Origin of the sequence: Halomonas sp. GT (assembly GCF_002082565.1) — a bacterium.
Taxonomy (GTDB): Bacteria; Pseudomonadota; Gammaproteobacteria; order Pseudomonadales; family Halomonadaceae; genus Vreelandella.
This window is the reverse complement of the sequence record NZ_CP020562.1, coordinates 3,224,285-3,249,260: the sequence shown is the minus strand read 5'-3', so window position 1 is coordinate 3,249,260 and position 24,976 is coordinate 3,224,285. Positions and strand designations below refer to the sequence as shown.

Here is a 24,976-nt window from a genome sequence, read left to right as displayed (position 1 = left end):
GCAATGGGCAGTTTACTACTGCCCATTGCTTTTTTTCTTTATAGTTTGTCGCCCTTACTGTCTGATAATTTTTTTTACGACACTTGGCTGTCCAGGCAATCAGAGCCTCCCTCTGCCGATATTTTGGTTGTAGCGATCGATGAGCCCAGTCTACAAGCATTGGGTCGTTGGCCTTGGCCTAGAGATGTTCACACAAGGCTGATTGATCAGTTGAATGCAGCGGGTGTGCAATCCATTGTGTTGGACTTCTTACTCGTTGAGCCAAGTCGGCTAACGGAAGAAGATGCGGGGCTTGCCAATGCAATGCGTCGCCATGGCAGCACTTATCTACCAATGGCACTGCTTTCTGAATCTTTATTGGAAGGTAGTACACGAGATATTTTAATCCCCCCTTCTCCATTATTCTCTGCCGCGAAGGGGGTTGGGCATATCAACGTGGTACTTGATACTGATGGCGTGGCTCGGTCGGTGGAATTGTTGACTGAGCGCCGGGGTGATGTATGGCCACAGCTCATGACGCTTCTTGCGGATGAAGAGAATAAAGGAGAGCGTAATGTATCAAACTGGCCAACTGAGGCAATAAGAATACCGTTTCGAGGCCCGACGGGCACATATCCAACTGTTTCTTACCATGATGTATTAATGGGGTATGTTCCCGACTCTTTACTTAGGGGGCGCACTGTCTTAGTGGGCATGACCGCTCTTGGTTTGGGCGATCGTTATAATGTATCGTTACTATCTTCTGGTCTAATGCCAGGGGTTGAAGTACATGCCCACTTACTCGATGCCCTACGAAATGAAACTTATATACGCCAAGTAGGCAGCTGGATAGGGGCATTTTTAGCAAGTTTGCCTATTGTAGTCTTAATGCTATTGGCCTGGTGGCTAAGATTTCGATTTTTATTATTAGTGGTGCTATCGCTCGGTGCTGGAGTGTTGTGTGTTTCTGTAGTGGCGCTGAGCTTTAGGTGGTGGTGGCCCCCTTTTGCGAGCTTAATAGCATTGGGTATCGCCTTCATTGCAATTGTTTGGCAAAGCCAGGCAGCATTGCTGTCTTGGTTTAAGCGAGAGCTGGAATTGTTATATCAAGAGCCATCTATCCTGCCATTTAGGGAGCCAGATGATATCCGAGGAGAGGGTGGGAAGCTTTATCAGCAGTCTCAAGCACTTGAGTTTGCGCTAAGTCGAATTGTAGAAGGGCGGCGATTTATATTAGATGCAATGCACTCATTGCCGCTCCCTATCTTCATACTAAATAAGAAGGGAGAAATTCTGCTAGCAAATAAGAAAGCATTGGCGATTTGTTGGGAAGAAGGAGGGCATGCCATCGATCACATTGATACTTTGCCATCCTTTCTAACTTTTGAAGAGAAACACGGTTTTTCGACTATATGGCCACCCCAGCCAACTGGTATGAGTGACGTCAACGGCATTCAAATAGGTGGCTTATGTACTGACAGGGATGGGCGAACGTACCGGCTTGAAATGGGAGAGTTATCTACAAAGACGAATAGTGCCGCTGGGGGCTGGTTAGTATGGCTGGTTGACCTGACGAGTGAAGTAGAAGCTGAAGCACAGCGATCGAGTATGCTTAGCTTCTTGTCACATGATATGAAAGCTCCTCAGGCAAGAGCGCTAGCATTTCTAGAAGCCCAAAAAGATCCAACGTCGGCCGCAACACAGGCTAATTTCTATAGTTATTTGGAACAATGCCTCACGATGGGGCTTGGGATGATTAATGACTTTATTAATTTAACGCGAGCCAAGTCATTTGACTTGAAAAAAGAGTTTTTGTTGTTTGAAGATGTTGTTATGGAAGTGTTGGATCAAGTTTACCCACTTGCGAAAGTAAAAGATATTAAAATAGTGAGCAAGTTAAAAGATGAAGATGGCGCCCCGATGATGGGCGACAAAAACTATCTTGCAAGAGCGGTCTTTAACTTAATTGAAAATGCAGTTAAGTATACGCCTTCTGGGGGCGAAGTTAATGTGTTTGTGTATCGACAGGATAAGTGGGTTGTGCTGCAGGTTTCTGACAATGGCGTAGGTATTGAGTCCGATGGGATTAACGATATTTTTGACGACTTTACCCGCAGCGATAAAGATGGCGTGGCGGAAGGGCACGGCCTAGGGCTAGCATTAGTGAAAACGGTAGCAGCTAAGCATGGCGGCGAAATTCACTGTGAAAGTGAGCTTGGTAGTGGTAGTCAGTTTACAATGAAGCTTCCTTCTTGTGAGCTTTGATATATTTTTCTTCAAGTATTAATTGTTAATCATCTTTTGAATGTTAATTACATGAACGACGTTGCCTGATTCAGGTATCTGTTGTATTTGAAAACGAATATTAACATCTCTTAACTGCATGCCATATTCCCGTTCTGCTTGGCCATGGTGGTAGGCCGGGCGTGGGTCTTGGCCTAACACTTGGGTAATCAGCTGCTTTAAGTCACTAGCATCTGCGCGTTGGGCGAGCGCCGTTTCGGCCGCTGAGGAGAACTTTACAGGGTAGAAGGGGGGGGGTGTTGGGGCAAAGCCTGAGCGTGCATTTGGGTGTGCTTCAGTCCAAGGCAAGTAAGGTTTGATATCGACTACGGGCGTGCCCGTCATTAAATCTGCCCCTTTAAGCAAGAGACGTACACCGTGGTGCGTATCAATACCCACTAGCTCAACAAGCGACAGACCTAAACGATTAGGCCGATGTGTGCTACGACTCGCGAATACCCCTATTTTTTTGTTGCCACCCAGTCGAGGAGGGCGTACAAGGGGGGCCCACCCTTCAGGACTACAGTGAAAAATAAAGCTGATCCATAAGTGGCTAAATGCCTCCAGTCCACGAATGCTTAATGATGTGTTGAAAGGGGGCGTTAATACCAGCGTCGCTTTCGCTGCTGTCGCTAGCCCTGGTTGGCGAGGAATGCCAAACTTATCAGGATAATCGCTTTCAATGTAACCTATAGAATTGATGGTAAACGATTCATTTGCGAATATATCGTGCATGACACACCTTACGTGTAAATAAAGCCGAAGTATAAAGTAGTCAGGCATCCAATAGGGATGTGTTGACACGTTAAGGTGCGATAAATAAATAGTGGAGTTGTAATAAATGCTAAGTACTAATGTGACAAGTACTAACGCGTGCCAAACACCTTCTGTGCCTACTCCACGAATTACCTATCGTGAAGGGTTTGCTCGCGATGCAGCTGACCAAGCAGAGGTGTTTTATCACGCTGTGATGCAGGGCGCCGCTTCCCACTATGGTGTCGACGAACGCCGAGCTTGGGCAAATGCACTGCCACGTGAGGCAAGCGCCTGGGCGGCCAGGCAAATGCTTTATACTACGTTAGTTGCAAGCTGTGATGGGCGATGTGTAGGGTTTTTAGAGCTGGACGTTGCGGCTAAACGTATAGAGACACTTTATGTGTGGCCATCACTGACTGGACGTGGGATCGGTACCACGTTGTTGATACACGCTGAACGTATGTTGCTTGAGCAGGGCGTGTCGCGTGTAGAAATTGAAGCAAGCTCAGTGCTTTATGAACGATTGCTGCGCCGAGGTTTTACCAACCTCGGCGAGCAGTGGGTAGAGCGAAGTGGTGAACTTTTGAAACGCTATCGTTTAGTCAAAAAGCTTAACGCTGTCGAAACCTAAGTAAATTAAACGTCAAAAGTGTGAGTAATACGCATCGATAAGTCGATTGATTTCAGGTCTTTGGTAAGTGCCCCGCTAGAAATGCAGTCAACGCCGGTATCGGCAATTGCCTTCAATGTTGATGCACTGACATTACCAGAGGCCTCAAGCGTTGCCCGTCCACCATTTATTTCGACTGCTACATGCAAGTCTTCTAAAGCAAAATTATCGAGCATAATAATATCTGCTCCTGCGGCCAGTGCCTGATCAAGCTCCTCAAACGTTTCCACCTCTACCTCTACTGGCAGGTCACTTGCCAGTTTACGGGCTTGCGCAACGGCTGCTTGAATGCCGCCACAGGCAGCAATATGATTCTCTTTAATTAAGAATGCATCCCACAATCCAATACGATGATTGTGTCCGCCGCCGCAAGTTACTGCGTACTTTTGGGCTAGGCGCATACCAGGCAACGTTTTACGAGTATCAAGTAAGCGGACATTAGTACCGTCAATTAAATCAACGTAATGTCGCGTTGAAGTAGCCGTGGCAGACAATGTTTGAAGCATATTCAGGGCAGCGCGCTCTCCCGTCAGTAGGCTACGCGCAGGCCCCTCTAACTCTAAAAAGCATTGATCTGCTCGAAGAAAGTCGCCGTCTGCTGCCTGCCAACGTAGCGTAACGCGGCTATCTAACCGTCGAAAAATTTCGTCGACCCAGGCAACACCACAGAGCACTGCGGGTTCCCGAGTAATGATAGTTGCGGTTGCCCATTGGTTCTCAGGGATTAGCTGCGCTGTAATATCGCCAGGACCAATGTCCTCGGCCAATAGGCGGGCTGCGCTAGCGCGTATCTCTTCGGCAAGAGCGTTTTCATAATGCATGGCGATGCGTTCTCTAGGCGTTATTGGGTGTGTTGGGCATTATAGTGAAAGAGAGCGCCAACGTAGAGGAGAGCGTGTTTGTTATGAAAAGAACAATCGGTAAGGGGCAGTGGCCAAGCGCTAGGCAAAAGATATCGTCTAACTGCGATCTGCGCCCAAAAAATGAGGTCTCGCTACTACTTATTCATGCTATTAGTTTGCCGCCAGGTCAGTTTAGTGGCGATGCCATTGAGGCGCTGTTTACTAACCAGCTAGAGCCAGAAGATCACCCCTATTTTGCTGAGATCGCGCATCTTAGAGTATCAGCTCACTTTTTGATTCGACGCAATGGCGAATGCTTACAGTTTGTTGATACGGATCATCGCGCTTGGCATGCCGGGCGTTCATGCTGGCTGGATCCGTATCAAAAAGCGTGGCGAACAGCTCTAAATGACTTTTCGGTAGGTATTGAACTGGAAGGTGATGACGTGACCCCCTTTACCAAAGCGCAATATCAAAGGTTAGTAGCGGTAACTCAGTGGCTAATAGCGCGCTATCCACAGCTGGATAAGTCACGCATTACCGGTCATGCCCACGTGGCTCCACTGCGTAAAACTGATCCAGGTCCAGCCTTTGACTGGGCTTATTATTATCAACAGTTAGATGCTTAGCGCTGGGCTAATAAACTTGTAAAAGAACGTTGGAAATTTAAGTAAGTACTTCACTCGTAAGTAAATAAAACGGTAGTTTGGCTACATTTTTGAGCGTTTGGTAGATTCGACTAAAGTCTGGTTATTTCTTTATGTTGCGGTGCAATAGTTTGTTTTCGATAGCCTTTTAGGGCTTGCTGGAATTGGCAGAGTGACGACTTTGCGGTATCTTCGCATATACAAAAGGCTAACTTTCACGACAATTGTGTAGCTTTACTACATCGAAAAGTACGTAGCTTGTTGAATGTAGAAAGAAAACCCCTGCACGGCGCTCAGGCGTCGGCGTTTTATCGGCCTGTGGTGGCTAAACACCGCAGCCGCCCCAGGCCCTAAGGGTTGGCGGGGCTCATTGTCATTTATCGTCATTCGGAGAGACCTCTATGAGTCTGGAGACAAGAGAAGATCTCGATCCGCTCGAAACCACGGAGTGGCTGGAATCCCTGGAATCAGTACTGGATCGTGAGGGCGAAGATCGTGCCCGCTACCTGATGACCCGCTTGGCGGATCGCCTGCGCCGGGACGGGATGAAGGTGCCCTTCTCGGTGACAACCCCGCACCGGAATACGATCCCTGTGCATCGCGAAGCACCGATGCCCGGCGATCTGTTTATGGAGCGCCGCATTCGGTCGTTGATTCGTTACAACGCCATTGCCCAGGTCATCCGTAATAACCGCGCCAACCCCGGGCTGGGTGGCCACATTGCCAGCTTTATGTCGTCAGCCACGCTGTACGATGTTGGCTTTAACCACTTCTTCCGCGCCCCCAAAGGCGACTTTGAAGGCGACCTGATTTACATCCAGGGCCACGTTGCCCCGGGTATTTACGCGCGTTCCTACTTGGAAGGCCGTTTATCAGAAGAGCAGATGGACAAATTCCGTCGCGAAGTCGACGGCGATGGCCTGTCTTCCTACCCGCACCCGTGGCTGATGCCGGATTATTGGCAGTTCCCCACGGTGTCCATGGGCCTTGGCCCGATTCAGGCCATCTACCAAGCCCACGTGATGAAGTACCTGCATCACCGTGAGCTGAAAGACATGTACGACCGCAAGATCTGGTGCTTTATGGGCGACGGCGAGTGTGATGAGCCGGAGTCACTGGGCGCGATCTCCCTGGCGGGTCGTGAAAACCTCGATAACCTGATCTTCGTCATCAACTGCAACCTGCAGCGCTTGGACGGTCCGGTACGCGGCAACTCCCGCGTTATGGACGAGTTCGAAGGCGTATTCCGTGGTGCCGGTTGGAACGTCATCAAGGTCGTCTGGGGGCGTCACTGGGATCCGCTGTTCGAGAAGGACAAGAAAGGCATCCTGCAAAAACGCATGGATGAAGCGGTCGACGGTGAGTACCAGAACTACAAGGCCAACGGCGGCTCGTACACCCGTGAGCACTTCTTCGGTAAGTACCCCGAAACCGAAGCGATGGTCAACGACCTGTCTGATGAAGACATCTGGAAGCTCAACCGCGGTGGCCACGACCCGTTCAAGGTCTACGCGGCCTACCACGAAGCGGTCAACCAGACCAACGGTAAGCCCACGGTCATTCTGGCGCATACCGTCAAAGGCTACGGCATGGGCAGTGGCGATGGCGAAGCCGCCAACGAAGCCCACCAGGTCAAGAGCATGGAGTACGAGGCGTTGCGTAAATTCCGCGACCGCTTTGGTATTCCGCTCACCGACGAGCAGCTTAAAGATGTGCCCTATTACAAGCCGGAAGAAGACTCTCCCGAGCTTAAGTACATGCACCTGCAGCGGGAACGCTTAAACGGCTACCTGCCGAGCCGCCGCAGTGACTTTGAAGCGCTGGAGATCCCCAGCCTGGAAGACAAAACCTTTGCCTCGCAAATGGTGGGTTCCAAAGGGCGCGAAGTCTCGACCACCATGGCGTTCGTGCGCGTTCTGAACGGTCTGGTGAAGGATAAGAAGCTCGGCAAACATGTCGTCCCGATTATTCCTGACGAAGCGCGTACCTTCGGCATGGAAGGCATGTTCCGTCAGCTCGGGATCTACACCTCGGAAGGTCAGAAGTATGAGCCGGTCGATAAAGGCCAGATCATGTTCTACCGCGAGGATCAGAAAGGCCAGATTCTCGAAGAAGGGATTAGTGAGGCCGGTGCCATGTCCGCATGGATTGCCGCCGCGACGTCCTACAGCAACAACAACGTCACCCTGCTGCCGTTCTACGTCTACTACTCGATGTTCGGTTTCCAGCGCATTGGTGACTTGGCCTGGGCCGCCGGTGACCTGCAAGCCCGCGGCTTTATGGTTGGCGGCACCGCCGGGCGTACCACGCTCAACGGTGAAGGTCTGCAGCACCAGGATGGCCACAGCTTGATTCAAGCCTCCACCATCCCCAACTGCCGCAGTTACGACCCGACCTACGCCCACGAAGTGGCGGTCATCCTCCAGGATGGTTTGAAGCGCATGTTCTCCGACAAAGAGAACTGCTTCTACTACCTGACGGTGATGAACGAAAACTACGAACACCCCGCGCTTGAGACCGTGCCCACCGACGATATCGTCAAAGGCATGTATCTGCTCAACGAAACGCAGGGCGATAAAGGCCGCGTGCAACTGCTGGGCTCCGGCACCATCCTGCGCGAAGTCGAAGCGGCTGCGGAGCTGTTGGCCAACGACTGGGGCATTGGCGCGGATATCTGGAGCGTGACCAGCTTTAACGAGCTGCGTCGCGAAGCCCTTCTGCTGGAGCGTGAAGCCTTCTTGAACCCGGACGTTGAGGGCAATAAGCCCCACGTGACGAAGTGCCTGGAAGGACGTGACGGCCCGGTGATTGCCTCCACCGACTACATGAAGCTCTACGCCGACCAGGTGCGTGCCTGGGTGCCGAGCGAGTACACCGTGCTGGGCACGGACGGCTTTGGCCGTTCCGACACCCGCGAGAAGCTGCGCTACTTCTTTGAAGTAGACCGCTACTTCGTCACCGTGGCGGCGCTACGTGCGCTGGCAGACCGTGGTGAGCTTGATCGCAAGCACGTCGGCGAGGCGCTGAAGAAGTATGGCATTGACGCCAACAAGCCGAACCCGCTGACCAGCTAAACCGCTGCCCGGCGGGCAGATGCCCGCCGGCTCGATCCGATTTGGAAGGAGCGCGACCTTGAGTAGCGAAATCATCAAAGTTCCCGATATCGGTGGCGATGCCGATGTCGAAATCATCGAGATTGCGGTGTCAGAAGGCGACGTCATTGAAGCGGAAGACACCCTAATCACCCTGGAATCTGACAAAGCCAGCATGGACGTCCCGGCCCCGAAAGGCGGCAAGGTGCTCAAAGTGCTGGTGAAAGAAGGCGATACCGTCTCTGAAGGCGACGACATCGTTGAGCTGGAGGTTGAAGGTGGCGCAGACGGTGGCGAAGAGACGTCAGCCCCCGCGTCTGACAGCCAGCCCAACGACGCGCCAGCGAAAGAAGACAAACCGAAAGAACCGACTAAAGAGCAAGCCCCAGCCGCTAAAAAAGCCAGTGGCGGCAAGCAAACGGTCGATATTAAAGTGCCGGACTTGGGTGGTTCAGACAACGTTGAAATCATCGAAGTCGCGGTCAGCGCCGGCGATGAGGTCAACGCTGAAGACACTTTGATCACCCTCGAGTCGGATAAAGCCTCGATGGATGTACCCAGCCCGCACGGTGGTAAGATCGTTGCGCTTACGGTGAAAGAAGGCGATACCGTCTCGGAAGGCGACGTGATCGGCCAGATGGAAATCGCTGGCGAGGGTAGTGACGACAGCGCAGACGCGCCGCAAGCGCAAGCCGCTAGCCAAACCAGCAGCGCGCCGGAAGCAGTGGCTGTTGAAGAGTCTGCGGTTGAAGAAGATAGCGGTAGCGGTGAGCCTGAGCGCAAAGAGATTCGCGTACCTGATCTGTCAGGCTCTTCTGACGTGCCGATTATCGAAATTGGTGTGGCGGCAGGTGATGAGGTTAACGAAGAAGACCCTCTTATCACTCTGGAGTCTGACAAAGCATCGATGGACGTGCCGAGTCCTTATAAAGGCAAGCTTTTAGAACTTACTGTGAAAGAGGGTGACACTGTCTCTGAAGGCGATGTGATTGGCTACATAGAAGTAGCTGGTGCCAAGAAGGCAGCCCCTAAAAAAGCGGCGCCGGAGAAAGCTCCGTCCTCTAGTGCCAGTCAGTCAAGTGCTAAGCCTACCGCTTCTTCACCAGAAGGTACGCCTAGCCCTGAAGCGCAGATGGCCTCTCATAAGCCCCGCGATGGGAAACTGGTACATGCAGGCCCAGCAGTACGCATGCTGGCACGTGAACTTGGCGTAGACCTCGGTCTTGTTAAGCCTAGTGGCCCGAAAGACCGGGTGCTGAAAGAAGATGTGCAGGCCTACGTGAAACAGGCCATTGCCAACCAAGGTAAAGCACAAACAGCGGCTGCCCCAGCAGCGAGTGGTGGTGCTGGCATTCCCGCAATACCGGACGTCGACTTCAGTCAGTTTGGCGACGTAGAAGAGAAGCCGATGGGGCGCCTGCTCAAGATGGGCGCGACGAATCTGCACCGCAGCTGGCTCAATGTGCCTCACGTGACGCAGTTCGACGAGGCCGACATTACCGAGCTCGAAAGCTTCCGTAAAGCCATGAAAGCCGAGGCCGAAGCCCAAGGCGCCAAGCTGACACCGTTGCCGTTTATGGTTAAAGCCTGTGCCTTTGCACTGCGTAAGTTCCCCCAGTTCAACGTCAGCCTGAAAGGTGACGGCGAAACGCTGGTATGGAAAAACTACGTGCATATTGGGATTGCCGTGGATACACCTGATGGTCTGATGGTGCCGGTAGTGCGCAACGCCGATAAAAAATCCTTGATTGAGATTGCCAAGGAGATGGCGGAGCTCGGCAAGAAAGCGCAAACCAAGAAGCTTAAGCGCGACGAGATGACCGGTGGCTGCTTCACCATTTCGAGCCTTGGCTCTATTGGTGGAACCGCGTTCACACCGATCGTTAATGCGCCGGAAGTAGCGATCCTGGGGGTGTCGAAAGCGCAGATGAAACCGGTGTGGGATGGCAATGCCTTCCAGCCGCGCTTAATGATGCCGCTATCGCTTTCCTACGATCACCGGGCGATTAACGGTGCGGATGCCGCCCGCTTTACGGCATTCCTGGCGGATGTGTTGACGGACATTCGCCGATTACTGCTGTAATCGTCTCTGAGTAAGCCACAAGCGGCGCCCAATAGGGCGCCGCTTGTGTTTAAAACAGTTCAGTAGGTCTGCAAGGAAGGGGTGACCAAAGTACAAGGAGTTGCCACCTGACTGTTTTTGCTTAAGAAAATGTTAAAAAAATGCGTTATCAGGCTTTTGGGGAGTTGTGTCATCCGAACGGCACGGTTATTGTCAGTCCATTATTTAAAATTATTCATATCTAACGACTAACATTCAAGGAGCAGTGCCATGCGTTTAATCCTGTTGGGTGCCCCCGGCGCGGGGAAGGGGACTCAGGCTCAGTTTATCTGTGAGCAATTTAAGATCCCTCAAATTTCCACCGGGGATATGCTGCGCGCGGCCATCAAGGACGGCACCGAATTGGGGCTCAAAGTAAAAGAGATTATGAATAGCGGCGGTTTGGTGTCCGACGATGTCATTATCGATCTTGTAAAAGAGCGCATTAGCCAACCCGACTGTGAAAATGGTTTCTTGTTCGATGGTTTTCCGCGCACCATCCCGCAAGCCGATGCGATGAAAGAGGCTGGCGTTAAGCTGGACCACGTGTTGGAAATTGCCGTCCCAGACGAAGAAATTGTCAGCCGACTTGCGGGGCGTCGTGTGCATCCGGCGTCTGGGCGTGTTTACCATGTCGACCATAATCCGCCCAAAGAGCCGGGTAAAGATGACGTGACTGGGGAAGCGCTGATTCAGCGTGAAGATGATCAAGAGTCTACCGTGCGTAACCGCCTGTCGGTTTATCACGACCAAACCGCTCCGTTGGTCACCTATTATCAGCAGTGGGCGAAAGAAGATCCAGAGGCTGCGCCACAGTATCATCGGGTTGAAGGCGTAGGCAGTGTGGCTGACATTACTCGGCAAGTGAAAGAAGCGCTTTGCTAAGTACCATACGCTAGTGAATGACACGATGGCCCGCAGGTTACCTGCGGGCCATCGTCGTTGAGGCCGTCTAAAGGTATAATGATGGCCATATTTTATGGAGTGCAGAACCGATGTCATCGTTATACCTTCTCGCACTGGACGCATCTTCTAGTGCCTGCTCTGCGGCTTTATTGCGTCAGCAAGGTAGCCGGCGTGAATGCTTGGCGCGTTTCGAGATGACGCCCCGGGCCCATACCCGGCGTTTAATGCCAATGGTGGATGACATTCTCGCTGAGGCCAATATTTCTACACAGCAGCTAGATGCGGTTGCGTTTGGGCGTGGCCCCGGTTCATTCACCGGCTTGCGCATCGCTGCAGGTGCAGCGCAAGGCTTGGCGTTTGGGCTAGATCGTCCATTGTTGGGTATTTCTACGTTGGAAGCGCTCGCGCTTCAGGCCCATCGCCGCTACCATTTTCGTCATGTAGTGACCGCGTTAGATGCCCGAATGGGCGAAATTTATGCGGCTACTTGGCACTGTTTAAATGACACGCTTAGCTTGCAAAGTGACGAAATGGTCGTGGCGCCTGCTAACTTCCGTTTACCTGCTGAGCAGACCGACTGGGTAGGCGTGGGTTCGGGGTTTGTGCTGTGGGATGACTTTGCGTTAAGCCTACAAACCAACATGTCTCAGCACCTTACTGATCTTGAGCCACGGGCAGAAGAGATGGCGTGGCTCGCCGCTCGTGATTTGGAAGCGGGGTTAGGTCAGGCAGCCCATGAAGCACAGCCGGTTTATTTGCGCAACGACGTGGCCTGGAAAAAGCCAGCATGAGCCAGATGGCAAGCCCAGATACGCTTGTTTTGCCTTCGGGATTAGCGCTTAGCTACGTTGATGGCCAATTGGCACTGTCAGGTAATGAGCGTCAATACGGAAAACCGCTTAGCGTGGATTTTGTCGCTGGTAAGGCGGCCCATCGTCGTCAATTTGGGGGTGGTCGCGGGCAGTTAGTGGCAAAAGCCTGTGGACTGGCTAAAGGCATCACTCCTAGCGTCGTGGATGCCACGGCTGGTTTGGGTCGGGATGCGTTTGTACTGGCGAGCCTAGGCGCAAATGTCCTATTAATTGAACGTGTTGCGGCGATTGCCGCGCTGCTTCAAGATGGCCTCGCGCGTGCCGCAAAAACAGACACGACAGCAGAGATTGCCTCGCGTATGACGCTTCGCCATGGTGATGCCGCTGATCAGCTTGCCGCTCTTGTGGAAAGTGCAGCCTTTGACCCTGAGGTTATTCATCTTGATCCGATGTTTCCGCACCGTGAAAAGTCGGCGTTGGTCAAAAAAGAGATGCGCTTGTTTCGAGAGCTTGCGGGAGATGACGATGATGCACCGCGCTTATTAGAAGCAGCGCTGGATGTAGCGACGCATCGAGTGGTGGTCAAGCGCCCCCGCAAAGCTCCCCCTATCGGTGGCCCTGCGCCGCAGCATACGTTAGAAGGTAAAACGAGCCGTTACGATTTGTACGTCCATCGCTCGCTGGCTCGTCGCTGAGTCGTTTTATTAAGAGAAGGAGTCTCTATGCAGCACGTGTGGCGTGAAGGCAACCGCACTACTCTGTTGCCGGAAGCAACGCAATTTTTGCCAGCTATGTTTGATGCGGTTAGCCAAGCGGAGCACTACGTGCTGGTGGAACTTTACTTGATGGAGTCAGGTAAGTTAGCGAGCCAGATGAGTGATGCGCTGATCGATGCTGCTGAGCGTGGTGTTAAGGTGCATTTGCTGCTTGATGGTTATGGCTCTATGGGATTGGAGCATCGTGATCGTAGGCGCCTAGAGCAAGCAGGTGTTGCATTGCGATTCTTTAATCCCATTGGTTTTCACTCGCTGGCTCGCAACTTAAGTCGTGACCACCGCAAAATTGTTGTCGTGGATGGCGACGTTGCGTTTACCGGCGGGTTTGGTGCGGTGGATGAGTTTCTGGAAGCATGGTACGAAATTGCGGTGCGCATCGAAGGCCCGGTGGTCGCTGATTGGGAAGGGCTTTTTCGCCGTTTATGGCGTTCCCGGCTAACACGGCAAGCAGGTGATGGGCGAGCTAGCTCAGTGCTGCCGCCACAGCGGACAGCCGTGCGTTATGCTGATGGCATGCGCGGCCGTGTGATGTCAGCGAGGGGGTATCGTTATCAAGCTATCCGCCACTCGCTCTATGGGCGGGTAAACCAGGCAAACAAACGGCTTTGGCTATGTACGCCTTATTTTGTGCCGACCTTCACGCTGCGCCGACGCCTCATTCGCGCAGCACGACGTGGCGTGGATGTTTGTTTGCTATTACCGGGGAGTAAACATGATCACCCAGGCGTGCGTTATGCAGGGCAGCGGTTTTACCAAGCGTTGTTAAAAGCCGGCGTGCGGATCTTTGAGTTCCAGCCCACCTTTATTCATGCCAAGTTTGTGTTAGCAGATGATTGGGTCAGTATTGGCTCATGTAACTTCGATCATTGGAATCTGCACTGGAACCTTGAAGCTAATCAAGAAGTAGAAAGCCAAGCCTTTGCCAAGCAAGTTCAATCGCTTTTTGAGCGTAACTTTGCCGCCAGCCAGGAAGTCGATGCTGCCGCTTGGGCCGCACGACCCTGGCGGCAGCGAGCCCGAGAGTGGGTCTATGGCGTAGTGGATGGTATTGTTACTCGCCTTAAATAATATGCGACTAACAATCGGCTATCGACGTTTTTTACCTTTGGCCGGGGTTTTCTTGCGAGGCTTAGGTTTCGGTGTTTCGGGGGGCACGCGGTAGTGAAGATAAAGATCCAGTACTAATTCTGGCAATTGAGCAACAAAGGTTTCCTGGCTGGCCTGATCTTGGGCCATCTCAGCCATTTCTGGCTCATCATCGAATAAACCTGAGAGCGACATAAAGGGCAATAGTAGCGTGGCGGCAGATTCTTCGTCATCTTGGAACCACGCGCTTTCGTCGCTAAAGACACCTTCCATAAACCCCGCGCACCAGTCGCCGATGGGCGTTTCCTCAGCGGGGATGCCATCTAGCGTTAGCTCGAAGGGTAGCTCTGGTAAACCGCCCTGTTCAAGCACTGCGACGGCGTTGTCACGTAGCAGTGTTAACAGCTGGATAATCTCGTCTCGTTCGGCATCGTCCCGATAACTTGGCTCTCCCTGAAACAGCTCAGTTAGCCATTGACTGGTGGGTAATTCACTGGGGGCAACCGCCAGCGCCACTAAAAAGCCATGGGCAGAGATAAGATCCAACGCATCTTCGCCGACCTGCTCTGAGTCGAGAAAGTCATCCAATCGATCAAGTTGCTCGTCATCAAGTAGCGGCTGAGGTGGGGTGTTATTGGGCGACGTTGCTGCGTGAACGTTATTGCGCTCTGCCATAAGGGGCCTCATCATAAAAATCGTCTTTGAGAAAAAGATGTTGATCGGCAACACACGTTGGCAACATCGTTACTGGTTAGTTTATCACTAATGAAGACTTTACCATTGCCCCCATGGCCTGCTGAAAAACTTGCGACACTATCTTCAGAGGCGCTCATGCATGCCGTGCGAGACAGAGCTGATGAAGCGTTAAAACGCTGCCAAGAAGTCTATCCTGCGCTGCCAGCGCCAAAGGTGTGGTTCGACTTAAAAGGTGCCTCAGCAGGGCAGGCGCATCTAGGGCGTGGCGGGCTGCGTTTTAATCCTGTTTTACTGAGCAATAATCGGCAGGCGTTTTTTGACGAGGTGATTCCCCATGAAATGGCGCATTGGTTAGTCTTTCATTTAGCGAATGGCACGCGCTTTAAACCGCATGGTCGAGAATGGCAAGCCGTCATGCGAGACCTGTTTGGCCTGGAGCCTAAGGTGACTCATCGCTTTGATGTTCAGGATGCCCAATCTCGGCCATATTATTATCAATGTGGCTGTCAAACACATCGTTTCACTGCCAGGCGTCATTCTTTAGTGGTAAAGGGACGTCGCTATTGCTGCCGTCATTGTGATCAGACCTTGGTCTACAGCGCTTTTGAAAAACTTTGAAAGTGTTTTAACTTATTGTTTTGAATGTTAAAAATGTTAATACCAATGTCTAAAGGGAAGCCGGCGTTGGGAGGTTTATGCTAGGTAAATATTAAGCGCGTCGGTGCGACTAATAATAATACCGACACCATTTTCCAGAGAGTGCAATTTCACGGACAGAGGCAACTTCATGAGCGAGCATAAAAACGTCTATCCAGTGCGCGATAGTATCGCTGCCAGTGCATGGGCTGATAAAGATAAATATGCGGCAATGTATCAGCAGTCCATGGATGACCCGGAGAGTTTCTGGGCCGAGCAAGCAAAGCGTCTTGACTGGATCAAAACGCCAACGAAGATTAAAAACACCTCCTTCGCACGAGATAATGTTGATATCCGCTGGTTTGAAGATGGTGAGCTAAACGTTAGCGCCAACTGTCTAGATCGCCATTTGGAGAAGCGTGGCGACCAAACAGCGATTATCTGGGAGGGAGATAATCCTAACGATTCAAAACATATTACTTACCGTGAGCTTTATGAGCGCACTAACCAGCTGGCCAACGGCCTGAAGTCGCTGGGAGTAAAGAAAGGCGATACAGTGACGCTGTATATGCCAATGATTCCCGAGGCGGCCATGGCTATGTTGGCATGTGCCCGTATTGGTGCAGTGCACTCTGTTGTGTTTGGCGGCTTTTCTCCGGACGCAGTCGCTCAGCGGGTAATTGGTGCTGATTCTAAACTGGTGATCACTGCTGATGAGTCAGTGCGTGGTGGTAAACACGTACCCCTTAAAGAGAATGTCGATTCGGCTCTGACGCGCGATGGCACTGATGTGTGCAAAAACGTATTGGTGGTGAAGCGTACAGGCGGTGATATTGACTGGAAGGAAGGTCGTGACATTTGGTTTGACGAGCTGGTGGATAAGCAATCTACCGAATGCCAGGCTGAAACCATGAATGCCGAAGATCCGCTGTTTATTCTCTATACCTCTGGATCAACCGGTGCGCCTAAGGGCTTAAAGCATACCACTGGCGGCTACCTGACCTATGCAGCGATGACTCATCAGTACGTTTTCGACTATCAAGAAGGCGAAGTTTACTGGTGTACAGCGGACGTAGGCTGGGTGACCGGCCATAGCTATATCGTGTACGGACCGCTTGCCAATGGTGCAACCACACTAATGTTTGAAGGTGTGCCGAGCTATCCAAGCCATGGCCGCATGGGGGAAATTGTTGATAAGCATCAGGTCAATATCCTCTATACCGCGCCTACTGCTGTCCGTGCATTAATGGCGCATGGTGATAACGTGATGGACTCCAGCAAGCGTGACTCACTTCGCTTGCTGGGTTCTGTGGGCGAACCTATCAACCCCGAAGCTTGGGAGTGGTTCTATCGCGTCATTGGCAATGAGAAGTGCCCTATTGTAGACACCTGGTGGCAAACCGAAACGGGCGGCATTATGATCGCGCCACTTCCCGGCGCTACTGATCTAAAGCCTGGCTCTGCTACAACGCCCTTCTTTGGTGTGAACCCTGCGCTGGTGGATAATGAAGGCCATAAATTGGAAGGTGAGACAGAAGGCAACCTAGTCATTCTCGACTCCTGGCCGGGCCAAGCGCGCTCCATTTGGGGCGACCACGAACGCTTTGTACAGACATACTTCTCTACTTACGACGGCATGTATTTCACTGGGGATGGCTGCCGCCGGGATGAGGATGGCTATTACTGGATTACAGGCCGGGTTGACGACGTACTTAACGTCTCAGGCCACCGTATGGGTACTGCTGAAATAGAGTCGTCTCTCGTTGCTCACTCGGCAGTGGCAGAAGCCGCCGTCGTCGGTTTCCCGCACGATATTAAAGGCCAGGGCATCTATATCTATGTAACACTAAATGATGGTATTGATCCCACGGATGAACTCAAAAAAGAGCTAACCCAATGGGTGCGTAAAGATATTGGTCCGATTGCATCGCCAGATGTAATTCAGTGGGCTCCTGGGCTGCCAAAAACACGTTCTGGTAAAATTATGCGCCGCATTTTACGTAAAATTGCTGCCAATGAATGTGACGGCCTAGGAGATACCAGCACGCTGGCTGATCCGTCGGTGGTGGATGAACTCATTGAGCATCGTGCAAACCAGTAATGCTTTCTGCCCCCAGTTATCCTGTTGTTGGGGGCAATTTTAAATGACGGATGTCATTCATTTGCTATGTTAAATAAGGCAAACTGGACGGATCCGTTGCAGTGCCGGCCATGGAGCCGGCACTGTTATTTCTGTTTGGATGACGTATTGATGACAAATAGTGCATGTGATGCTTGGGAATGACGAAGCCCATGGGGTACCATGCTTCAACCGTATGAGCCTAGCGTCGCGGCGGCAGCCAACCCCGCTGCTCGAGGAACCGGAGGAATATCCATGGCAGTAGCCCATAAGTTTATCGTCGCAGACGACCATCCGCTGTTTCGTGCAGCGCTCACCCAGGCGTTGCGCCAGTTAGCCCCCCAGGCTGAGATTGTCGAAGCCGACACCATGGAAGCCACCACTGAGGTCGTTAATCGACATCCTGATGCTGATTTGATTTTGCTAGACCTCCATATGCCTGGAGCGCATGGCTTTTCAGGTTTGATTCAATTGCGTGGCCAGATGCCCGATATTCCGGTGGCGGTTGTTTCAGGCAGTGACGAGCCCTATGTAGTGCGTCGTGCAATTGACTACGGCGCGTCAGGCTTTATTCCTAAATCTTCCTCACTACAGCTAATTGCTGAAGCTGTGGGGGAAATTTTACAAGGGGAAGTTTGGCTGCCAGAAGCGCTGGCGAATGTATTAGATGAAACCAGCGAAGAAGAGTCGCGTTTTGCGGAGGCAATTGCCTCACTGACACCGCAGCAGTTTCGTGTGCTCAATATGCTGACGGAAGGTTTGTTGAATAAACAAATCGCCTATGAGCTTAGCGTCTCAGAAGCCACTATTAAGGCCCACGTGACGGCTATTCTGCGCAAGCTGGGAGTGCACTCACGCACTCAGGCAGTTATTGCTGCTCAGAAACTTGAAGTGGAACCGCCGAAAGTTTCTTCTTGAAGAGTAAGTGGTTGATATAAAAGTTTCTTAAGTTGCTGCTTGTCTCGCCGCTCTATCATTCCCGATAACCCCCTTCGGGAATGACGGTGTGATGCCTTCGTCTCGCGGCTCTGTCATTCCCGCGTGCTTTTAGCGGGAATCCATTTTGAAGCAGGCGTTTTTGTCGGGCAATCCGCCGTATCACTACGTTTTCCCTCCTGCCCGGCTGGCCTGAAGCGTGCGAGTTAAAAGCGCGCGCAGCGCGGCAGGTTTGACCGGCTTAAGCAGCAGTTGATAACCCGCGCGCTTGATTTCCTCGGCCACCGTTTCCGTCCGGTCGGCGGTAATTACAATGCCTGGTACGGCACCCTCAAAGCGCTCACTGAGGGCTTCGAGTGCCATCAGGCCCGTGACTTCGTTGTCTAGGTGATAGTCTGCCAAAATAGCATCGGGGTCGCCGTCCATATTACGCAGAATCGATTTTGCACCGCCAATGCTGGTCGCTGTGAATACCTCGCATCCCCAGCCGCTTAGCATGGCCGTCATGCCTTCTAAAATGAGCGTTTCGTTATCGATACAAACTATGCGGGTACCCGCTAACTTATTACCGCTACGGCGGTTTTGGGGTTCTTGGTCCGCTAAGGTTACTTCACGGGCGGCAACAATGGGTACGCTGACGCAAAATGCAGTTCCCACACCTACCCAGGATCGAACCTTAATTGGGTGGTCAAGTACACGGCTCATACGATCGGCGATTGATAAGCCTAAGCCGAGCCCTTTCTCACTTTCTTTATGGCGCGAAACTTGATCCAACCGACGGAACTCTTGAAAAATTTCCGTTAGCTTCGATTCGGGAATACCAGGCCCGCTATCCCATACTTCTATGGAAAGCCTTCCGGCTTGGCGGCGGCAGCCTAGTAGTACACGACCTTCTTGAGTATAACGGATCGCGTTGGAAAGAAAGTTTTGTACAATCCGGCGAAGCATCTGCGGATCGGAATCTACCCACTGTTGCGTCGGTACGACGACAAGATCCAGTCCACGGTCATCGGCCATTACTTCAAATTCGGCACGCAGTGGACGAATAATATCCGCCAGTGCAAAGTGGCTGCGTCGCGGTGTGAGGGCACCCGCATCAAGCTTTGAAATATCTAGCAGAGTGCCAAGCAGCTCTTCAGCGGCTTGAAGTGAGTTATCAATATGGCTGATGGTACGCTGGGTGTCGCTAGCGGTGACGTTCTGCATTAATGCGGAGGTAAACAGCCGGGCTGCGTTCAGCGGCTGTAGCAAGTCATGACTGGCGGCAGCCAAAAAGCGCGTTTTGGAAGCGTTAGCATCTTCAGCTAATTGCTTCGCTTGGCGCAGCGCTTGCTCTGCTTCAGCGCGCACACGGTTCTCTTGGCGCAGCGCCGCGTTGGCCTCGGAAAGTGCTTGTGTGCGCTCGCGAACGCGTTCTTCCAGAGTTTCGTTAGTCTCTTTCAAAGCGATTTCAGCTTGGCGGCGCTCAGTAATGTCTTGATAAAGCGCGAAGAAACCTAAAATCGATTGGCTATCGCCAAAGTGGGGCGTATAGGTGACCAGCATATAGCGCATGGCATCATTAACGCGCATTGAGACTTCAAAACTGACGCGCTCGCCTGCCAGCGTTCGCTGAACCCATGGCATACGCTCTTCGGCTTTTTTAACCGGTAATACGTCTTCGTATCGGCGTCCAATCACGGCATTACGATCAATATCGAAAGCTTGTTCGTAAGCGCGGTTGGTAAATAAGTAACGGCACTCTTTATCAAAGTAGGCAATCAGCGCGGGTACATTATCGGTGTAGATACGGATGTTATTTTCAGAGCGGATCAGCGCCTCTTCGATGCGCTTCTGCTGAGTAATATCTTGATAGGTATAGACAAAACCACCGCCAGGCATCGGGTTGCCTTGGACTTCCAATACGCTGCCATCTTGGCGATAGCGCACATAACGATGGGGCTGGCCGTCGCGAATGTTGTCTAGCAGCAGTTGAACGTGCTCCTCTGGGTCTCCTGGGCCATATTCGCCGTTGTGCGCGTTGTAGCGAAAAATGCGATCCATGGGGGCGCCGACCCGTATCAAGTGATCAGGGAAGCGGAACAGCTCTAAATAACGTTGGTTCCACACCACCAAGCGTAAATTCTGGTCAACCACGCTAATACCCTGGTTGATGTTTTCAATGGTGGCTTGGAGCAATGCGCGGTTGAACTCTAAGACTTGAGAGGCTTCATCAACGATTGAAATGACATCTGAAATGCCAATGCCGCGCCCCTGAAGTGCTGAGTTAACGACTATTCGTGCTGACGATGCACCTAACACTGACGCAAGAAAGCGTTCGGTAAATTGGATGACGTCGATAGACGCCCGTGAACTATCTTCCATGGGTTTGCCCGCGCGTCGTGCGTAATCCTCAAACGCGCGATCTACTTGGCCTGCCCCCAGAAAACGCTCACAAAGTACTTTAAGGTCGCCAACAGTAGTGGCGCCTGTCCAAGGGCGGTTTACGGAGGTTTGGCGTGTTTCAACGCTATCGACAAAAAGCGATGCCTGAATACGCTCTACAACCCGCTGAGAAGTCACTTGTGAAACAAAGATGTAGCAGAATAAGTTGATACCCAGCGACAGCATGACACCGTGGGTAAATGGGTCGCCGAGGTTTAAGCCAAATAGGGTTGTGGGCGATAGCCAATTGAGCCCTAAAGGACCGCCCGCTAGCCAGACTTGAGGGAGCACGCCGGCATTGATCATTGCGGGCATTAGCAGGCTGTATGCCCAGATCGCAAAGCCTGCGTTCATGCCAACAATAACGCCGAGACGGTTACCGCGTTTCCAGTACAGCCCGCCGATGAGTGCTGGGGCAAATTGAGCGGCAGCGGCAAAGGAAAGCATGCCAATCGAAGCCAGCGAGGTGAATTCGCCAATAAGCTGGTAGAACCCATAGGCCATGGCTAGGACAGCAACAATGGTCAAGCGGCGCGCGCGGAGTACTAAGCGGCCATAGTCGCGGGCTTTGGTGTCGAACCAACGCAATCTAAATAGTGCTGGGATCACAATTTCATTAGAAATCATGATGGATACTGCCACGGCCGCCACAATAACCATGCCTGTCGCGGCAGAGAATCCGCCAATAAAGGTGAGAAGGGTCAGCCACTGCTGGCCGGACGCCATCGAAAGAGCAAGTACATAAGTATCAGGCTCAACCCCGCTTTCAGAAAATAGCAGTAAACCAGCTGCCGCCAAAGGCACAACAAAAAAGGCGACTGCGAGTAGGTAAAGAGGAAATAGCCAGCGTGCTTTCGTTGCATCGTCTGGATGGATATTTTCCACCACCGCCACATGAAACTGGCGAGGCAGGCAAAGTATGGCGAGCATCGCGAGCAGTGTTTGCGCCCAGAAGCTTTGACCAAAATCTTGATTGGCTAGCTGGCGCTGCAACTCCAATTGGCTTTCGGCGTGGCCCATTAGTTCGCCTAGGCCATCAAACATGCCCCAAGTAACAAACGCGCCGAGGACAACAAACGCCAGCAACTTTACCAGAGATTCAAATGCTACCGCATGAATCAGGCCTTCGTGGTGCTCTGTCGCGTCCGTGTGGCGAGTCCCGAAAAGGATAGCGAAGATTGCCATAACAATAGCAACATAAAACGCTGTGTCGCCAAATAGCGGCGTATGGGTCATATCCGCTGCGTCGGTCAGAACGCTAAAGGTGGTAGACACCGCTTTTAACTGCAGGGCAATGTAGGGCAGGGTACCAATGAGGGCGACTAAACTGGCAAACGCCGCAAGAGACTGTGTTTTGCCGTAGCGGGAAGCAATAAAGTCAGCGATTGACGTGACGTTTTGGTGTTTAGCAACGCGAATCATTTTTGCCAGAACAGGCCAAAACAGCAGAAACGTTAATATCGGGCCGACAAAGATACTGGCGAATGACCAGCCAGCCGTGGCTGCTTGCCCCACCGCGCCGTAAAACGTCCACGAGGTGCAGTAAATGGCCAATGCCAAACTGTAGATGATTGGCCGTCGGCGGCTTGCGCCGTGAGTTCGTGCACGGCGATCACCGAACCAGGCAATTCCAAACAGCACCGCAATGTAAAGCAATGATACTGCGACCAGCAGACCGCCATGAAACATGTCGTCTCCCCACGTTGAAAGCTTCGCCTAGCGACTATCTAATAACAACTATTTAAGAACGATCATTTAAATAAAGGCCCTATTCTAGGCGAAGGAGGAGCATCACGTCTGCTGATCGGCGGCAAGTTGGCAAACGGTTGTTAACAAAGGCGCGGTTTCCCGTAGCGTGCGGCGTTCGCTTAATTCAGCATCGCCAGTCTCTGTATTCAGGGGAACTATCTCGCGGTGTGTGCAGTTCAAGACATAAGGCTGAGTGGTCAGTATATCGGTATGGCGGCGTTCGAATTGGTAGAGAATAAATTCAGCAATTAGCTCATCGTCGATGTGACGAGCGCGTACATTGTCGCTATCAACGATGCTAAATTTAGTCGTCATCGGAAACACAAAGGTCCACGGACGCCACACAGCGCTAGACGTATCGCTGGAAATGAGGATGGCAGTTTCAGGAAGTTGAGAGCGCTTGTGTTCAAACCAGCTGTATTCGGTTGAGACCTGATAACCCAGCATACCCAAACCACCAAAAACGGGCACAATCCATTTAGGCAGCCGTTTACGGCTAAGCGTTCTAAGTAACAGGCCTATCCCTGCAGCAGCAAGTCCTGCGAATACAGCGGCAACAAGATGCCAGATCATAAAATATCCTTTCTAAATGACATCGGGCTCCCCTAAGGAAGCCCGATGATAAGTATCGATTCCGAATCTAATGGCAGTGTGCCAAAGAGAGGACTCGATTATGACTTAGTGGTCGAGCGCTACACCAGCACCTTTCGGATAGCGAACGCTTTCTACCAGGTCTTGAATCTCCTGCGGAGGCTCTTCCGTTGCGCTAGAGACAGCAAACGCAACCGCAAAGTTAATCATCGCGCCTATTGCACCGAAGGAGAGTGGTGAAATACCCAGGATCCAGTTGTCTGGCGTGTTAGCCAGCATATTGGTGCCGGGGACGAAGAACCAACCGAGATAGGTGAAGATATAGAGCAGGGTGCAGACCAGACCTGCCAGCATGCCGCAAATCGCGCCTTTGCTGTTCATGCGTTTGGAGAAAATGCCCATCATCAGCGCTGGGAATAGTGAGGCACCAGCGATACCGAAGGCAAGTGCAACCGTTTGCGCTGCGAACCCAGGTGGGTTAAGCCCGAGGTAGGTAGCCAGCAGAATCGCGCCTCCCATTGAGATACGTGCTGCCAGCATTTCACCCTTCTCAGAGATCTTCGGATTGATCATTGTTTTGATCAAATCGTGACTAATGGCTGAAGAGATGGCCAATAGCAGACCGGCCGCTGTTGAGAGGGCCGCAGCAATACCGCCTGCTGCAATAAGGCCGATAACCCAGCCTGGCAGGTTAGCAATCTCTGGGTTTGCTAATACTAGGATGTCATTATTAACGGTCAGCTCGTTACCTTCCCAGCCACGATCAGAAAAGTCGACAGCATCATTGTACATTTGGATGCGGCCGTCGTTATTCAGATCGTTAAAAGTGATAAGTCCGGTTTCTTCCCAAGTACGCACCCACTCCGGACGATCTTCATAGAGGATCGGATTGCGGGCGGCCTCTTCGTAATTTTCTACCTGCCCTGCCATCTCTGGATAGACGGTGGTAGCTAAGTTCAAGCGTGCCATGGAGCCAACCGCGGGTGCGGTGAGATACAGCAGTGCAATGAACACAAGTGCCCAACCAGCGGACCAGCGCGCATCAGCAACTTTCGGCACAGTGAAGAAGCGAATAATGACGTGGGGTAAACCAGCAGTACCCACCATTAGCGACAGGGTAAACAGCACCATGTTCAGCTTATTATCAACGTCAGCAGTATAGTCGCGGAAACCAAGCGCAGTAACGACTTCATCCAGCTTCGTCAACAGCGGAATGCCAGATTCCGTATGGGTACTGAACATACCAAACATCGGAATTGGGTTGCCAGTTAGTTGCATGGCAATGAACACCGCCGGAATAGTGTAGGCGATGATAAGTACTACATACTGCGCAACCTGCGTGTAGGTGATGCCTTTCATGCCGCCAAAAACGGCATACAGGAAAACAATCAGTGCTGCGATCCAGATACCCCAGGTGTTGCTCACTTCCAAGAAGCGCGAGAAAGCAACGCCAGCACCGGTCATTTGACCGATAACGTAAGTAACAGAGGCAACGATCAAACACACAATCGCGACGAAGCGCGCAGTGTTGCTGTAGAAACGGTCACCAATAAAGTCGGGCACTGTAAACTTGCCAAACTTACGCAGGTAAGGCGCTAGCAGCATTGCCAGGATAACGTAACCACCTGTCCAGCCCATCAAGAAGGTGGAGTTAGCGTATCCGCCAGACGCTAGCAGGCCAGCCATTGAAATAAACGATGCAGCTGACATCCAGTCAGCGGCAGTCGCCATGCCGTTGGTGATTGGGTGAACGCCGCCGCCGGCAACGTAGAAGTCTTTGGTCGACCCGGCTCGTGCCCATATCGCAATCCCGATATAGAGCGCAAACGACGCGCCGACAAACAATAGGTTAATCGCAAACTGGCTCATACTGGC

Annotated in this window: 18 protein-coding genes; 12 read left to right on the top strand and 6 right to left on the bottom strand. The window is 52.0% G+C overall.

Annotated elements, in window-relative coordinates:
• The first annotated feature begins 3 nt into the window (after positions 1 to 3).
• On the top strand, positions 4 to 2,244 hold the full coding sequence (locus B6A39_RS14945; protein ID WP_198036724.1) for a CHASE2 domain-containing protein: 2,241 nt from the start codon (positions 4 to 6) through the stop codon (positions 2,242 to 2,244).
• Positions 2,245 to 2,262: 18 nt separating this feature from the next.
• On the opposite strand, the gene tsaA is transcribed toward B6A39_RS14945, so the two are convergent.
• Positions 2,263 to 2,997 (bottom strand): tRNA (N6-threonylcarbamoyladenosine(37)-N6)-methyltransferase TrmO, encoded by a 735-nt coding sequence (tsaA, locus tag B6A39_RS14940; protein ID WP_083006946.1) that lies wholly within the window; start codon positions 2,995 to 2,997, stop codon positions 2,263 to 2,265.
• A 106-nt stretch (positions 2,998 to 3,103) separates the two neighbouring features.
• Here tsaA and B6A39_RS14935 point away from each other — a divergent pair, with 106 nt between their 5' ends.
• The gene (locus B6A39_RS14935) at positions 3,104 to 3,649 is read left to right on the top strand and encodes a GNAT family N-acetyltransferase (protein WP_156886231.1); all 546 of its coding nucleotides are present in this window, start codon (positions 3,104 to 3,106) and stop codon (positions 3,647 to 3,649) included.
• Positions 3,650 to 3,654: 5 nt separating this feature from the next.
• Here the strand turns inward: B6A39_RS14935 and nadC are convergent, their stop codons facing one another.
• Positions 3,655 to 4,509, bottom strand: coding sequence for a carboxylating nicotinate-nucleotide diphosphorylase (nadC, locus tag B6A39_RS14930; protein ID WP_083006945.1), 855 nt, complete (start codon positions 4,507 to 4,509; stop codon positions 3,655 to 3,657).
• Positions 4,510 to 4,592: 83 nt separating this feature from the next.
• On the opposite strand from nadC, the gene ampD reads away from it, so the two are divergent.
• The 7 genes from ampD to B6A39_RS14895 all read left to right on the top strand — a co-directional run bounded on the left by ampD (position 4,593) and on the right by B6A39_RS14895 (position 13,932).
• Complete coding sequence (gene ampD / locus B6A39_RS14925) at positions 4,593 to 5,159, top strand: 1,6-anhydro-N-acetylmuramyl-L-alanine amidase AmpD (protein WP_083007925.1); 567 nt, start codon at positions 4,593 to 4,595, stop codon at positions 5,157 to 5,159.
• A 419-nt stretch (positions 5,160 to 5,578) separates the two neighbouring features.
• Positions 5,579 to 8,251: a pyruvate dehydrogenase (acetyl-transferring), homodimeric type gene (gene aceE / locus B6A39_RS14920; RefSeq protein ID WP_083006943.1), complete on the top strand. Its 2,673-nt coding sequence runs from the start codon at positions 5,579 to 5,581 to the stop codon at positions 8,249 to 8,251.
• Positions 8,252 to 8,309: 58 nt separating this feature from the next.
• The gene (gene aceF / locus B6A39_RS14915) at positions 8,310 to 10,352 is read left to right on the top strand and encodes a pyruvate dehydrogenase complex dihydrolipoyllysine-residue acetyltransferase (RefSeq protein ID WP_083006941.1); all 2,043 of its coding nucleotides are present in this window, start codon (positions 8,310 to 8,312) and stop codon (positions 10,350 to 10,352) included.
• A gap of 249 nt (positions 10,353 to 10,601) precedes the next feature.
• A complete protein-coding gene (gene adk / locus B6A39_RS14910) occupies positions 10,602 to 11,255 on the top strand; it encodes an adenylate kinase (protein ID WP_083006939.1) in 654 nt (217 codons plus the stop codon).
• Between the two features lie 110 nt (positions 11,256 to 11,365).
• A complete protein-coding gene (gene tsaB / locus B6A39_RS14905; RefSeq protein WP_083006937.1) occupies positions 11,366 to 12,067 on the top strand; it encodes a tRNA (adenosine(37)-N6)-threonylcarbamoyltransferase complex dimerization subunit type 1 TsaB in 702 nt (233 codons plus the stop codon).
• 5 nt (positions 12,068 to 12,072) lie between these two features.
• Complete coding sequence (locus B6A39_RS14900; protein ID WP_442906323.1) at positions 12,073 to 12,783, top strand: class I SAM-dependent methyltransferase; 711 nt, start codon at positions 12,073 to 12,075, stop codon at positions 12,781 to 12,783.
• 27 nt (positions 12,784 to 12,810) lie between these two features.
• Positions 12,811 to 13,932: a phospholipase D-like domain-containing protein gene (locus B6A39_RS14895; RefSeq protein ID WP_083006934.1), complete on the top strand. Its 1,122-nt coding sequence runs from the start codon at positions 12,811 to 12,813 to the stop codon at positions 13,930 to 13,932.
• A gap of 18 nt (positions 13,933 to 13,950) precedes the next feature.
• Here B6A39_RS14895 and B6A39_RS14890 read toward each other — a convergent pair whose 3' ends face one another.
• Positions 13,951 to 14,625 carry a YecA/YgfB family protein gene (locus tag B6A39_RS14890; RefSeq protein WP_083006933.1) on the bottom strand — a complete coding sequence of 225 codons (675 nt, stop codon included), beginning with the start codon at positions 14,623 to 14,625 and terminating at the stop codon, positions 13,951 to 13,953.
• Between the two features lie 90 nt (positions 14,626 to 14,715).
• Here B6A39_RS14890 and B6A39_RS14885 point away from each other — a divergent pair, with 90 nt between their 5' ends.
• From B6A39_RS14885 to B6A39_RS14875, 3 genes are all read left to right on the top strand, one after another.
• Positions 14,716 to 15,264, top strand: a complete 549-nt coding sequence (locus B6A39_RS14885) for a SprT-like domain-containing protein (protein WP_198036723.1) — start codon at positions 14,716 to 14,718, stop codon at positions 15,262 to 15,264.
• Positions 15,265 to 15,433: 169 nt separating this feature from the next.
• Positions 15,434 to 17,383 carry an acetate--CoA ligase gene (gene acs / locus B6A39_RS14880; RefSeq protein WP_083006929.1) on the top strand — a complete coding sequence of 650 codons (1,950 nt, stop codon included), beginning with the start codon at positions 15,434 to 15,436 and terminating at the stop codon, positions 17,381 to 17,383.
• A gap of 273 nt (positions 17,384 to 17,656) precedes the next feature.
• A complete protein-coding gene (locus B6A39_RS14875; protein WP_009721286.1) occupies positions 17,657 to 18,319 on the top strand; it encodes a response regulator in 663 nt (220 codons plus the stop codon).
• Positions 18,320 to 18,502: 183 nt separating this feature from the next.
• Here the strand turns inward: B6A39_RS14875 and B6A39_RS14870 are convergent, their stop codons facing one another.
• The 3 genes from B6A39_RS14870 to B6A39_RS14860 all read right to left on the bottom strand — a co-directional run bounded on the left by B6A39_RS14870 (position 18,503) and on the right by B6A39_RS14860 (position 24,970).
• Positions 18,503 to 22,450 (bottom strand): hybrid sensor histidine kinase/response regulator, encoded by a 3,948-nt coding sequence (locus B6A39_RS14870; RefSeq protein ID WP_083006927.1) that lies wholly within the window; start codon positions 22,448 to 22,450, stop codon positions 18,503 to 18,505.
• 102 nt (positions 22,451 to 22,552) lie between these two features.
• Positions 22,553 to 23,083 carry a hypothetical protein gene (locus B6A39_RS14865; RefSeq protein ID WP_083006925.1) on the bottom strand — a complete coding sequence of 177 codons (531 nt, stop codon included), beginning with the start codon at positions 23,081 to 23,083 and terminating at the stop codon, positions 22,553 to 22,555.
• 105 nt (positions 23,084 to 23,188) lie between these two features.
• Positions 23,189 to 24,970 carry a sodium:solute symporter family protein gene (locus tag B6A39_RS14860; protein ID WP_083006924.1) on the bottom strand — a complete coding sequence of 594 codons (1,782 nt, stop codon included), beginning with the start codon at positions 24,968 to 24,970 and terminating at the stop codon, positions 23,189 to 23,191.
• Positions 24,971 to 24,976 lie beyond the last annotated feature (6 nt).

Excerpts from the sequence above, each read along its gene's own strand:
- B6A39_RS14945 (WP_198036724.1), top strand. The coding sequence starts at position 4 with ATGGGCAGTTTACTACTGCCCATTGCTTTTTTTCTTTATAGTTTGTCG.
- tsaA (WP_083006946.1), bottom strand. The coding sequence starts at position 2,997 with ATGCACGATATATTCGCAAATGAATCGTTTACCATCAATTCTATAGGT.
- B6A39_RS14935 (WP_156886231.1), top strand. The coding sequence starts at position 3,104 with ATGCTAAGTACTAATGTGACAAGTACTAACGCGTGCCAAACACCTTCT.
- nadC (WP_083006945.1), bottom strand. The coding sequence starts at position 4,509 with ATGCATTATGAAAACGCTCTTGCCGAAGAGATACGCGCTAGCGCAGCC.
- ampD (WP_083007925.1), top strand. The coding sequence starts at position 4,593 with ATGAAAAGAACAATCGGTAAGGGGCAGTGGCCAAGCGCTAGGCAAAAG.
- aceE (WP_083006943.1), top strand. The coding sequence starts at position 5,579 with ATGAGTCTGGAGACAAGAGAAGATCTCGATCCGCTCGAAACCACGGAG.
- adk (WP_083006939.1), top strand. The coding sequence starts at position 10,602 with ATGCGTTTAATCCTGTTGGGTGCCCCCGGCGCGGGGAAGGGGACTCAG.
- tsaB (WP_083006937.1), top strand. The coding sequence starts at position 11,366 with ATGTCATCGTTATACCTTCTCGCACTGGACGCATCTTCTAGTGCCTGC.
- B6A39_RS14900 (WP_442906323.1), top strand. The coding sequence starts at position 12,073 with ATGGCAAGCCCAGATACGCTTGTTTTGCCTTCGGGATTAGCGCTTAGC.
- B6A39_RS14895 (WP_083006934.1), top strand. The coding sequence starts at position 12,811 with ATGCAGCACGTGTGGCGTGAAGGCAACCGCACTACTCTGTTGCCGGAA.
- B6A39_RS14890 (WP_083006933.1), bottom strand. The coding sequence starts at position 14,625 with ATGGCAGAGCGCAATAACGTTCACGCAGCAACGTCGCCCAATAACACC.
- B6A39_RS14885 (WP_198036723.1), top strand. The coding sequence starts at position 14,716 with ATGAAGACTTTACCATTGCCCCCATGGCCTGCTGAAAAACTTGCGACA.
- acs (WP_083006929.1), top strand. The coding sequence starts at position 15,434 with ATGAGCGAGCATAAAAACGTCTATCCAGTGCGCGATAGTATCGCTGCC.
- B6A39_RS14875 (WP_009721286.1), top strand. The coding sequence starts at position 17,657 with ATGGCAGTAGCCCATAAGTTTATCGTCGCAGACGACCATCCGCTGTTT.
- B6A39_RS14870 (WP_083006927.1), bottom strand. The coding sequence starts at position 22,450 with ATGTTTCATGGCGGTCTGCTGGTCGCAGTATCATTGCTTTACATTGCG.
- B6A39_RS14865 (WP_083006925.1), bottom strand. The coding sequence starts at position 23,083 with ATGATCTGGCATCTTGTTGCCGCTGTATTCGCAGGACTTGCTGCTGCA.
- B6A39_RS14860 (WP_083006924.1), bottom strand. The coding sequence starts at position 24,970 with ATGAGCCAGTTTGCGATTAACCTATTGTTTGTCGGCGCGTCGTTTGCG.